This is a genomic window from Streptosporangium nanhuense (assembly GCF_059358815.1).
The window spans coordinates 187,687-199,311 of record NZ_JCADBG010000020.1 but is presented as its reverse complement, the minus strand read 5'-3'; the positions used below and the strand labels follow the sequence as shown (position 1 = coordinate 199,311).

At 72.6% G+C, this 11,625-nt stretch carries 9 protein-coding genes; 6 read left to right on the top strand and 3 right to left on the bottom strand.

The genetic code is table 11. The features are described from left to right. Positions 1 to 1,149: GAF domain-containing sensor histidine kinase (locus tag AC5L38_RS32715; RefSeq protein ID WP_495246669.1), on the top strand; the 1,149-nt coding region annotated here is incomplete at its 5' end. A 26-nt stretch (positions 1,150 to 1,175) separates the two neighbouring features. On the opposite strand, the gene AC5L38_RS32710 is transcribed toward AC5L38_RS32715, so the two are convergent. The 3 genes from AC5L38_RS32710 to AC5L38_RS32700 form a co-directional block, all read right to left on the bottom strand. Beyond that, positions 1,176 to 1,817: a response regulator gene (locus AC5L38_RS32710; protein ID WP_495246668.1), complete on the bottom strand. Its 642-nt coding sequence runs from the start codon at positions 1,815 to 1,817 to the stop codon at positions 1,176 to 1,178. Positions 1,818 to 1,884: 67 nt separating this feature from the next. Next, a complete protein-coding gene (locus AC5L38_RS32705) occupies positions 1,885 to 2,559 on the bottom strand; it encodes a pyridoxamine 5'-phosphate oxidase family protein (RefSeq protein WP_495246667.1) in 675 nt (224 codons plus the stop codon). A gap of 120 nt (positions 2,560 to 2,679) precedes the next feature. Then, positions 2,680 to 3,144 (bottom strand): nuclear transport factor 2 family protein, encoded by a 465-nt coding sequence (locus AC5L38_RS32700; protein ID WP_495246666.1) that lies wholly within the window; start codon positions 3,142 to 3,144, stop codon positions 2,680 to 2,682. 317 nt (positions 3,145 to 3,461) lie between these two features. Between AC5L38_RS32700 and AC5L38_RS32695 the strand changes: the two genes are divergently transcribed. The 5 genes from AC5L38_RS32695 (at position 3,462) to AC5L38_RS32675 (ending at position 11,586) form a co-directional block, all read left to right on the top strand. Next, positions 3,462 to 4,481 (top strand): FecCD family ABC transporter permease, encoded by a 1,020-nt coding sequence (locus AC5L38_RS32695; protein ID WP_495246665.1) that lies wholly within the window; start codon positions 3,462 to 3,464, stop codon positions 4,479 to 4,481. Further along, positions 4,478 to 5,506 carry a FecCD family ABC transporter permease gene (locus AC5L38_RS32690; protein ID WP_495246664.1) on the top strand — a complete coding sequence of 343 codons (1,029 nt, stop codon included), beginning with the start codon at positions 4,478 to 4,480 and terminating at the stop codon, positions 5,504 to 5,506. Before AC5L38_RS32695 ends, AC5L38_RS32690 begins: the two co-directional genes overlap by 4 nt. Positions 5,507 to 5,630: 124 nt before the next feature. Beyond that, positions 5,631 to 9,119 (top strand): non-ribosomal peptide synthetase, encoded by a 3,489-nt coding sequence (locus AC5L38_RS32685; protein WP_495246663.1) that lies wholly within the window; start codon positions 5,631 to 5,633, stop codon positions 9,117 to 9,119. A gap of 452 nt (positions 9,120 to 9,571) precedes the next feature. Then, positions 9,572 to 10,654 carry a hypothetical protein gene (locus AC5L38_RS32680; RefSeq protein ID WP_495246662.1) on the top strand — a complete coding sequence of 361 codons (1,083 nt, stop codon included), beginning with the start codon at positions 9,572 to 9,574 and terminating at the stop codon, positions 10,652 to 10,654. Next, a complete protein-coding gene (locus AC5L38_RS32675) occupies positions 10,651 to 11,586 on the top strand; it encodes a hypothetical protein (RefSeq protein ID WP_495246661.1) in 936 nt (311 codons plus the stop codon). The genes AC5L38_RS32680 and AC5L38_RS32675 overlap by 4 nt, the downstream gene beginning before the upstream one ends. Positions 11,587 to 11,625: the final 39 nt, after the last annotated feature.

Sequence of the window (11,625 nt, the reverse complement as noted above, 5' to 3'; positions counted from 1 at the left end):
TACGAGGAGACCCGGCGCAGGGAGATGTGGCTGCAGGCCTCGGCGGAGGTCACCACCAGCCTGCTGTCGGGCGCCGAGCCCGGCCGGGTGCTCACGCTGATCGCGCGGCGGGCGCGGCAGATGGCCGGGGCCGACATCGCGGCGGTCCTGCTGCCGGACGAGAGCGGCCGGGTCCTGCGGGCGGTCGTCGCCGACGGCGAGAACCACGAGCAGGTGGTGGACGCGGAGGCCCCGATCGCCAGGTCCCTGGCGGGCCTGGCGTTCACCGGCGGCGAGCCGGTCACGGTCACCGACCCGGCCGAGACCGAGGTCTCGATCGTGATCGCCGAGTACGTCTCGCTCGGCCCGGTCGCCGCGGTGCCGTTCGGCGCGGCGGGGGGCGTGCGGGGCGTGCTGTCGCTGGGCAAGCGTCAGGGCCGCGTCCCGTTCAACCAGACGGAGGTACGAACCCTGCACGCCTTCGCCGGTCAGGCCGCGATCGCCCTGGAACTGGCGGAGAGGCGGATGGACGCCGAGCGGCTGGGGCTGCTGGAGGACCGCGACCGGATCGCCAAGGACCTGCACGACGTGGTGATCCAGCGGCTGTTCGCGGTGGCGATGACGCTGATGAGCACGGCACGGCTCGTCGAGCGGCCCGAGGCTTCCGACCGGCTGCGCAACGCGATCGACGAGCTGGACGGCACCATCCGGCAGATCCGCTCGACCATCTTCGCCCTGCAGGCTCCCGGCGACGACGACGCGGGCCTGCGCGCCCGGATCGTGGAGCTGGTGGAGGGGGCGCGCGGCCACCTCGGCTTCATGCCGGGCCTGACCATGGAGGGACGGCTGGACACCGGCGTTCCCCAGGCGATCGCCGAGCAGCTGCCGGCGGTGTTGCGCGAGGCGCTGTCCAACGTGGTGCGGCACGCCAGGGCGTCCAGGGCGGAGGTGTCGGTGGAGCTCGGCGCGGAGCGGCTCGTCCTCGCCGTGACCGACGACGGCGTCGGCCTTCCCGCCGACGGCAGGCGCAGCGGGCTGCGCAACCTCGAGGACCGGGCCCAGAACCTCGGCGGCTCCCTCACCACCGAGACACCGGAGCGGGGCGGCACCCGGCTGGTGTGGAGCGTCCCGCTCGACCGGGACGGCGCCGGTGCGCGGGGCACCGGGTGATCCCATGGGGCACCGTCGGTTTCCCGTCAGTTTCGCCGGCGGGCCTTCAGGCGGGCCGACAGGGCGGCGGCCTGGGTGCGGCGCTCCATGCTGAGCTTGGACAGCAGGTTGGAGACGTAGTTCTTGACGGTCTTCTCCGCGAGGTGCATCCGCTCGCCGATCTGCCGGTTGGTCAGGCCCTCGCCGATCAGTTCCAGGATCTGCCGCTCCTGGTCGGTCAGCGCCTCCAGGGGGTCCTTGCGGGCGGCCTGCTCGCGCAGCCGCGACAGCATGGCCGAGGTCGTCTGCGGGTCCAGCAGCGACTGGCCACCCGCCACCGTGCGCACGGCGCCGACCAGGTCCGAGCCGTGGATCTGCTTGAGCACGTAGCCGGACGCGCCCGCCATCACCGCGTTGAACAGGGCATCGTCGTCGGCGAAGGAGGTGAGCATCAGGCAGGCCAGCCCCGGCACGCTGGAGCGGACCTCCCGGCACACGTCCACCCCGCTGCCGTCGGGCAGGCGTACGTCCAGGACGGCGACGTCCGGCCGCAGCGCGGGGATGCGGGCCACCGCGGACTCGGCGGTACCCGCCTCGCCGACCACCTCGATGTCGCCCTCGGACTCCAGCAGCGCGGCCACGCCCCGCCGTACCACCTCGTGATCGTCCACCAGGAACACGCGAATCATGCCTCGAACGCTAGTCCTCTCGCGGTCGCGCAGGTAGGGGCCAAGGTCCCTCGTGCGGCCCCGGGGGTCACGGGTCGTGCCTGATGCGGCGGCCGGTGATCTCGGTGGGGACGATCGTGACGTACAGCTCGCGGTCGCCGCCCGCCCAGGCCTGGACGCCGGAGGCCTCCGCGGCGGCCAGCTCCTCGGCGGAGGAGACGTGGTGGGCGCCGCCCCTGACGAGCACGCTCCAGCCCGCGCGACCGGCCTCGTCGATCCGGTCGACCTCGAAGCCGATCTTGAGCTCCACACCCCGGACACCCGTGCGCAGGGGCTCGTCGAGCGGCCCGCCGAAGGCGGTGCGGAAGATGATCGAGCCCTCGCGAAGGACGTAGTTGACCGGCAGGATCGCCGGTCCTCCGGGATCGTTGAAGGCAACCCGGCCCACCCCGCCGGGGGAGAGCAGCCGCAGGCACTCCTCCTCCTTCAGCTCCTCCAGCCGGGACCCGGCGGCGGGACGGCCGCGGCCGGGCGGCAGGTTCACCGTGGCGCCCAGCAACTCCTCGACGCCGACCCCCAGGGCCGCTGCCAGGCGGCTCACGGTCTCCGCGGACGGCGAGGCCGCGCTCTCCTCCAGGTAGCTCACGTACCCGACGTCGATGCCTGCCCTGCCGGCCAGCTCCTCGCGACTCAACCCCAGGGACCAGCGCAGCCGGGCCACCCGCCTGCCCAGGTCGCCGGGGGTCGCTGCACGTTCGGTCATCACATCTCCCAACGAGAAGGTCGCGGACGGACTCATTCCACCGCGACGGCGGCTCAGGAGGCAGGGGCCGAGGTCCCTGGAGCGCGGGTCCTTCGTCCGTCCCTCGGAAGCCCAGGCCGCTCAGAAACCCAGGTCGCTCAGTCCCGGATGGTCGTCCGGGCGGCGTCCCAGAGGCCAGTGGTACCTGCGGTCGGCCTCCGCGATGGGAAGGTCGTTGATGGACGCGTGCCTCACGCGCATCAGCCCCCGCTCGTCGAACTCCCAGTTCTCGTTGCCGTAGGAGCGGAACCAGTTGCCGGAGTCGTCGTGGCACTCGTAGGCGAAACGCACGGCGATGCGGTTCCCGCCGAAGGCCCACGGTTCCTTGATGAGCCGGTAGTCCAGCTCCCTGGCCCATTTGCGCCGGAGGAACGCGATGATCGCGTCCCGCCCGTCGACGAACTCCGCGCGGTTCCTCCAGTGGGAGTCCGTCGTGTAGGCGAGGGCCACCTTCTCCGGGTCGCGGGTGTTCCACCCGTCCTCCGCGAGCCGGACCTTCTGGACGGCGGTTTCGGGAGTGAAGGGCGGGACCGGCGGACGTGTCATGTCACCACCTCCATGCTCGCTCCATGCTCGTGCCTCGCGTGACGGAAGCCGGAGAGGGCCGCACCGCTTCGGCTCGTCCCGGGCGCGGGTGCCGGTGCCGCCCGATCCGGTGTGGCCGCCTTCGTGCACGGTAGGGAACCGGCGGTTCGCGTACGGACTCCGCCGCGCGTGTTTGGCGGTTTCCTGAGGTCGCGGCGCCCTTCCCTTGGGCCGTCACCGGCCGGACGGGCCGTCCGTCGCCGCGTCGGTTCGGGGACGGTGCGCGTCGCCGGGGCCGTTCGTCGCCACGTCGGTTAGGTTAGGCTAACTTGAAGCGCGTGTCTCCTCCCGAAAAGAGCGCGTACCTCCCCAGAAGGCTGGCCGGGCTGGGCCTGCTCGGTGGCCTGTTGCTGCTCGCCGTGCTGGCGAGCATCGTGATCGGCGCCAAGCAGATCCCGCTGGACCAGGCCTTGTCCGGAGTGTTCTCCCCGGACGGCTCGGAGAACGCGCTGATCATCCAGGAGCTGCGGCTGCCGCGCACGCTGCTGGGGGTGGCCGTCGGGGCGGCGCTCGGACTGGCGGGCGCGCTCATGCAGGCGCTGACCCGCAACCCCCTGGCCGAACCGGGCCTGCTCGGCGTCAACGGCGGCGCCGCGATGGCGGTCGTGACGGTGATCGGCCTGTTCCGGGTGGACGACGTCCTCGTCTACGTGTGGGCGGCGTTCCTCGGGGCCGCCGGGGCCGCGCTGCTGGTCTACCTGATCGGGTCGCGCGGCCGGTCCGGTGCCACGCCCGCGCGGCTGGTCCTGGCGGGTGCCGGGATCAACGCGGTGTTCAGCTCGCTCACGGCGGGGATGATGCTGCTCAGCCCGCGCAGTTTCAACAGCTTCCGTTTCTGGCAGGTGGGCTCGCTGTCCGGGCGCGACCTCGGCGTCTTCCTCCAGATCGGACCGTTCCTGCTGGCGGGGACGGTGCTGGCGCTCTGCCTGGCGCGCCCGCTCAACGCCCTGGCCCTGGGAGAGGACACGGGACGGGCGCTGGGCGCCCGGCCGGGCCGGACCCGCGCGCTGGGGGCGCTCGCGGTCGTGGTGCTGTGCGGCGCCGCCACGGCGGCGGTGGGCCCGATCGCGTTCGTCGGGCTGGCGGTGCCCTTCGTGGTCCGGGCGCTGGTGGGGCCCGACCAGCGCTGGGTGCTGCCCTACTCGCTGCTGCTGGCGCCGGTGCTGACGCTCGCCGCCGACGTCGCGGGACGCGTGGTCGCGGCGCCCGGCGAGCTGGAGACGGGCATCGTCACCGCGTTCCTGGGCGCCCCCCTGCTGGCACTGATGGTCCGTCGCGGAAGGGTTCCCCAACTGTGAGCACGAGTCGTGTCCTGCGCGTCGGGACGGTGTCCCTGCGCTGGCGGCCGCGCGTCGTCGCGGCGTGCGCCGTACTGGTGGCCGTCGCGCTGGGGGCGGCGGTGTCCGTGGTCGGCAGCGGCGACTTCCCCGTCTCCGCCGCCGAGGTGGTCGGGGCGCTGACCGGGCAGGGAGACCGGGCCACGGAGTTCATCGTGCTCACGTTGCGCCTGCCCAGGGCACTCACCGGCCTGCTCGCCGGCGCGGCGCTCGGCCTGAGCGGTGCCATCTTCCAGAGCATCACGCGCAACCCGCTGGGCAGCCCCGACATCATCGGGTTCACCACGGGCTCGGCCACCGGCGCGCTGCTGCAGATCCTGGTCGTCGGCGGCGGCACCGCGGCCGTCGCGGCCAGTTCCGTCGGCGGCGCGGTGCTGACCGCGCTCGCCGTCTACCTGGTCGCCTACCGGGGCGGGGTGCACGGCTACCGGCTGGTCCTGGTCGGGGTCGCCGCGGCCGCGATGCTGGAGGCGTTCAACGCCTACCTCGTCACCCGCGCCGAGTTGCGCGAGGCGTACGAGGCGGCGTTCTGGCTCACCGGCAGCCTGAACGGCAGGGGCTGGGACCACGCGTGGCCGCTGGCGGTGGCCATGGCCGTGCTCGTACCGTTCGCGCTGGCCTTCGGGGGGCGGCTGCGCATGGGCGAGCTCGGGGACGACGCGGCCCAGGCGCTCGGCGTGCCGGTCCAGCGGACGCGGGCCGCGCTCGTGGTGGTCGGGGTGGCGCTGGTGGCGGTGGCGACCGCGGCGGTGGGACCGGTCCCGTTCGTCGCGCTGGCCGCGCCGCAGCTGGCGCGCGGGCTCACCCGCAGGCCCGGTACGCAGCTCGTGCCCGCGGCCCTGATGGGCGCGACGCTGCTCGTGGTCAGCGACCTGGTGACGCTGCGCCTGCCGGTCGCGCTGCCGGTCGGCGTCGTCACCGGGGTGCTGGGCGGCGTCTACCTGGTCTGGCTGCTGTCGACCGAGGGCAGGAGAGGACGGGCATAAGGGGCCTCGCGTTTCGAGGTGGCGGTGTGTCGCGAGGGTGAATCGCCCGAGATGTCATAAGACGCGCGTTGACGCCCGAACGCTCCTAAATTAGGTTAGCCTTACCTGACTTAAGGGGAGCTCTGTGCTGACCAGGGAAGAACTGCACCGTTCGCTGACAGAACTGCTCGGGGAGCAGGTAGAGGCGCACGACAACCTCATCGAGCTGGGCATGGACTCGATCCAGCTGATGGGACTCACCGGCCGCCTGCGCCGCCTCGGCGTCGAGGTCGGTTTCGCCGAACTCGCGAAGCGGCCCACGCTGGCGGAGTGGCTGGAGTTGCTCACCGAGCGCGGTGCCATCGCACCACAGCCGCTTCCGAGCCCGGACTCCGTCTCCGTCTCCGATCCTGGGTCCGTTCCCGGTGTCGACCCTGCTCACGGTCCCGGTCCCGGTCCCGGCCCCGGCGGCGAGCTCGGTTCCGGGCGGGGATCCGTGGAGCCGGACGGGTCGTTCCCCCTCGCGCTCATGCAGCACGCCTACTGGATCGGCCGCGACTCCGGCCAGTCGCTCGGCTCCGTCGCCGCGCACCTCTACGTGGAACTCGACGGCCGTGAGATCGACCCCGTCCGGCTGGAGGCGGCCGTCGTGGCGCTCGTCGAGCGGCACCCGATGCTGCGGGCCGCCATCTCCGACGACGGCACCCAGCGGATCCTGCCGGAGCGCCCGGGGCCCGCCGTCACGGTGCACGACCTGCGCGCCGTACCGGACGCCGCCGGGGAGCTGGAACGGCTGCGCGCCGAGATGTCCACCCAGCGGCTCCCCATCGAGACGGGCCGCGTCTTCGACGCGCGGCTGAGCCTGCTGCCGTCCGGCGCGGCGCGGCTGCACCTGGACGTCGACATGGTCGCCGCCGACGCGATGAGCTACCGCACGATGCTGGCCGACCTCGCGGCGCTGTACGAGGGCGAGAGCCTGCCGCCGATCGGCTACAGCTACGCGCGCTACCTCGCCGCCGACCCGCGCGCCGAGGCCCGTGCCCGCGACCGGCGCTGGTGGGGCGAGCGGCTCGGCGAGCTGTCCGGTCCCCCCGAGCTGCCGGTCGTTCCGCAGCCGGGCGACCGGGTCGTCCGCAAGCACCACTGGCTCGCCCCCGAGGACAGGCAGCGGCTGATCGCCCGCGCCCATCGCGAGGGCGTCACCCCGGCGATGGCGCTCGCCGCCGTCTTCGCCGAGGTGATGGGCGCCTGGTCGGCGACCCCGCGCTTCCTGCTGAACCTGCCGCTGTTCCACCGCGAGCCGATCCACCCCGACGTGGACGCCCTGGTCGGCGACTTCACCGGTTCGATCCTTCTCGAGGCCGACCTGTCGCGGGAGCTGCCGTTCACCGAGCGCGCCCGCGAGCTGCAGACGCTGCTGCACACGGCCGGCGAGCACAGCGACTACTCCGGCCTGGAGGTGCTGCGTGACCTGTCGCGGGCGCGCGGCGAGCAGGTGCTCGCGCCGATCGTCTACACCAGCGCGCTCAACCTCGGCGAGCTGTTCGGCGACCGGGCGCGGCGCAGCTTCGGGGAGCCGGAGTGGATCATCTCCCAGGGGCCGCAGGTGCTCCTCGACGCCCAGGTCACCGAGGTCTCCGGCGGGCTGCTGCTGAACTGGGACGTGCGCGACCCCGCCTTCCCCGAGGGCGTCGCCGACGCGATGTTCGCCGCCTACACGGGCGCGATCACCCGCCTGGGCGCGCCGGACGCCGACTGGGCCGAGCCGCTGCGGATCGGCGCCTCGCCGCACCAGCTGCGCCTGCGGCACGAGCTCAACGCCCAGCCGGCGCTGCCCGAGCGGACGCTGCACGAGGAGTTCTTCGCGCGGGCGCTGCGCACCCCCGGCCTCCCGGCGCTGCACTGGGGCACCGGCGACGACGGCACCGAGTGCACCCTTACGTACGGCGAGCTGGCCGACCGTGCCCTGCGCGTCGCCGCCCATCTCGTGGAGCGGGAGGTACGGCCCGGAGACCGGGTCTCCGTCGAGCTGCCCAAGGGGCCCGACCAGGCCGTGGCGGTGCTCGGCGTGCTGGCGGCCGGGGCGGCGTACGTGCCCGTCGGGGCGGGGCAGCCCGCGGCCCGGCGGGAGCGGATCCTCAAGACGGCGGGGGTCGCGGTCTCGCTCACCTCGGCCGTGACGCACCCCGCTCCGCTGGACGGGCCGGTGCCCGTCTCCCCGGACCAGGTCGGCTACGTGCTGTTCACCTCGGGCTCCACCGGGGAGCCCAAGGGCGTCGAGGTCTCGCACCGGGCCGCGATGAACACGATCGGCGACCTGGTCGAGCGGTTCTCGATCGGCGAGGGGGACGTGTCGCTCGCCGTGTCGGCCCTCGACTTCGACCTGTCGGTGTTCGACCTGTTCGCCCTCTGGTCGCGCGGGGGCGCCGTGGCGATCCCCCTGGAGGACGACCGGCGCGACGCCGCCCGCTGGGCCGAACTGGCCGGGCGGTGGTCGGTGACCGTGCTGAACTGCGTGCCGTCGGTGCTGGAGATGCTGTTGCGGACCGGCCCCGCGCCCAGCCTGCGGCTGGTCCTGCTCGGCGGCGACTGGGTCGGCACGCACCTGCCCGCGCTGCTGCGCGAGCGCTCGCCGGGGGCCAGGTTCGTCGCGCTCGGCGGTACGACGGAGACCGCCATCCACTCGACCGTGATCGAGGTGGACGGCGAGGTGCCCGCCGACTGGACGGCTGTCCCGTACGGCGTCCCGCTGCGCGGGGTGGCCTGCCGGGTGGTGGACGAGGCCGGGCGCGACCGCCCCGACTGGGCGCAGGGCGAGCTGTGGATCGGCGGCGCCGGGGTCGCGGACGGCTACAGCGGCGACGCCGAGCGCACCGCCGACCGTTTCGTCGTCCACGAGGGCACCCGCTGGTACCGGACCGGGGACATGGCCCGCTACCGGCCCGACGGCACGCTGGAGTTCCTCGGGCGGCGCGACCACCAGGTGAAGGTGCGCGGGTTCCGGATCGAGCTCGGCGAGGTCGAGACCGCGCTGGAGAACCACCCCCGGGTGCGCCGCGCCGTCGGCCTGCTCGCCGACTCGCGGCTGGCCGCCGCGGTCGTGCTCGGCGGGGAGGCGCGGGAGACCGGGACCGAGGAGCTGCTCGCCCACGTACGGGAGCTGCTGCCCCCGCACATGGTCCCCGACCTGCTGGTGACCCTGGACGAGCTGCCGCTCACCGCGAACAACAAGGTGGACCGCAGGGCGCTCGCCGCCCTCGTCGCCGCCGCGGCCGGGGAGACGGGCGCGCCCTACACCGCGCCGGGCAGCGCGCTGGAGCGGGTGCTGGCCCAGGTCGTCGGCCAGGTGCTCGACGTGCCGAGGGTCGGCGCGCACGACGACATCTTCGCGCTCGGCGGCGACTCGGTGCTGGCCACCACCGTCATCGCGCGGCTGCGCGAGGCGCTCGACGCCTCCTCGCTCCCGCTGCGGGCGCTGTTCACCGAGCGGACCGTGTCACGCATCGCCCACCGGTTCACCGAGGTGGAGGAGACGCCCGGCAGGCTGGAGGCGGTCGCCGAGATCTGGCTCATGGTCGAGGGCATGTCCGAGGACGAGCTCACCGAGCGCCTGGGCGCGGGAGAGCCCGGCTGAGCCCGGCCGGCGGCCGCTGCGAGCGGCCCGTGACGTCCCCGGCGGAGCGCGGCCGTCCGCGTCTCCGCCGGTGCCGGGCTCGTCCGCACCGGAACGGAACACCGGCGTACGGCCGGCCGCGAGAACCGGCCTTCGTCACGGGCCCGTGCCGCGACCGGAAGGCCACCACCGGCCTTATTTCGCGATGAGATTTCGGTCTCGTCGAAAGTCGCGCCAAAACGCATAACGACAAAAGTGTGGGCCCCAGATCTGCTCCCGCTCGCTCTTTCCGGTCAATGATCGATTATCAATGATCAAGAAATGCGCTTCGCGGAATCCGCGCTCGGACCGATTTTCTCCTGCCGTCGGCAAATGCCAATGAATGGTTATGTTTCCGTGTCATAACTGCGTGTACTTGAGTGCGGACGCGTGCGTCAGATTGGAGGTCACATCGTATTCAGCGGGAGCAGATCATGTTGCGATGTCCTACGGCGAGAATGGTCCAGCTCGCGCTTGCCGCGGTCCTGCTGGCGGGCTGCGGTTCCGGCGTGGGGTCTTCACCGGACGACTCCAACGAGACCGCCACGTCGGCGGAGGAGAACGGGGGGCGGAACGAAGACCGGAACGCGGGACGGAACGGCGGGCAGGGCGAAGATCAAAACGGGGGGCGGGACGGAGGTGGCGGGGGCGACGGGAACGGCGGGAACGGCGGGAACGGCGGGAACGATGGGGGCGGCGGGAACGGCGGGGACGACGGGGACGACGGGGAGAAGAAGAAATACTACGAGGTGGGAGGGCCGACTCTGGACAGCTCGTACCCCGCGATATTCGGGGACTTCGGGCTGGCGCCGGCCGCCCAGTGCCTGGCCGTGAGCAACAGCCGGCATCCTCGGCCCGTGCGCATCACCGGCGTGGCGATCAGTCAGCGCCCCTCCTCGCCGAAGGCGTTCTTCCTCGGCCCGCCCGCGAACGGCCCGTCCTGCGGGAGCGCGGCCACGGCGGACGGGGGGCGAAGTGTGGGGCCGTGCGAGGGCGCGGAACTCCCGCCCTCCACGGAAGAAGGGGCATATTGTGAACTCTGGGTGCAATTGCGGCAGGTTGCACCTTTGGACTACTACGGCACCGTCACCATGACCGTGGAGTCGGATTGTGTGGCAATCCAAGGAGGCGGCCCATACTGCGAACGGCTCGACGAGTCCGCGAATCCCTCGGCCGAACATCCGGCCGCCATCAAGAAACCGTTCGTCGCCGAGTTGCGGGTATGTCTCGCCGAGCCGCGTCCCGTCACATCCACCCCGAGGGATCCCAGCGAGACCTGCGAGGAGCTTCGCAGCCAAAGCGAAGAGGAGGAGTCCTCGGAGTCCCCCTCCCCGACCGTCACCCCCGAGCCCCAGGACTCGGAGACCCCGACCGAGCCGGCGGTCTCCGAGACTCCGGACCCGGAGACCCAGACCCCGGAGACTCAGACCTCACAGGCCCCAGACCCGGAGGTTCCGGCCTCGGAGGCCCCGGCCGAGCCGCCCCCCTCAGAGGTCCCGCAGCCGGGCGAGTCGTGAGCCGCAGGCGGCGTGGCACGGTCCGCGGTGATTCCCGGCCCGTCCGGCGGGAGCCTCCCGAAGGGGCCCCCGCGAGCGAGCCCCCGCCGGCCGGACCGGCGTCCTGGGAACGCTTCAACCAGATCGCCCAGATCGTGGCGCCCACCACGCTCATCACCGCGTTCATGATCTACTACAGTTACGTGGCGACCCGGGGACGGTTCTGGTATTTCGGCATCGACCTGGAGGTCATGGACCTCACCGTGCAGGAGCTGATCCTCTACGGCACCGAGACCATCTGGGTTCCCCTGGCGGCCGTGCTCCTGATCACCCTGGCCTTCGTCGGCATCCACATGCTGCACCTGCGGCTGACCGAATCAGGGACCCGGCCGAGGCTGTTGCGGGCCGCCGGAGCCGTCCTGCTGGCGGTCGGGGTGGCGCTGATCGTCCGCGCGGTGGTCGGGGTGGTCGTGCCCAAGGTGGCGAGAGACGAGTCCGCCGGGGTCACCCCGCTCTCCCTCTGTACGGGTGCCCTGCTGGCGGCCTACGGCGGATACGTCCTGGTCAAGAACTGGAACCGGCCGCGCTGGGTGAACATTCTGGCGATCTTCGCCACTTCGGGGCTCATCATGGCGGGCGCGGTCTGGGCCACCAACAGTTTCGCCTGGGCCTTCGGCGTGGGCAGGGCGGTGAACATCACGCAGAAGCTGGAGGCGTATCCCGAAGTGGTCATCGACACCGCCGAGCGGCTGGAGATCCTGACAGGCCCCGTGAGGACGCAGCGGCTTCCCGGCCCTAAGGGGCAGAAGTTCAAGTATCGCTACCGTGGCATGCGACTGCTGACCGAAGCCGGAGGCCGGCTCTTCCTCGTCCCCGGCCGCTGGACCGCGTCCTCCGGAACCCTCGTGCTTCCCTACAACGCGGACATCAGGATCCAGTTCCTGCCGCCGTGAAGCCCCGGCGGCCTCTCACGCCGCCGAGGAGTCAGGGGG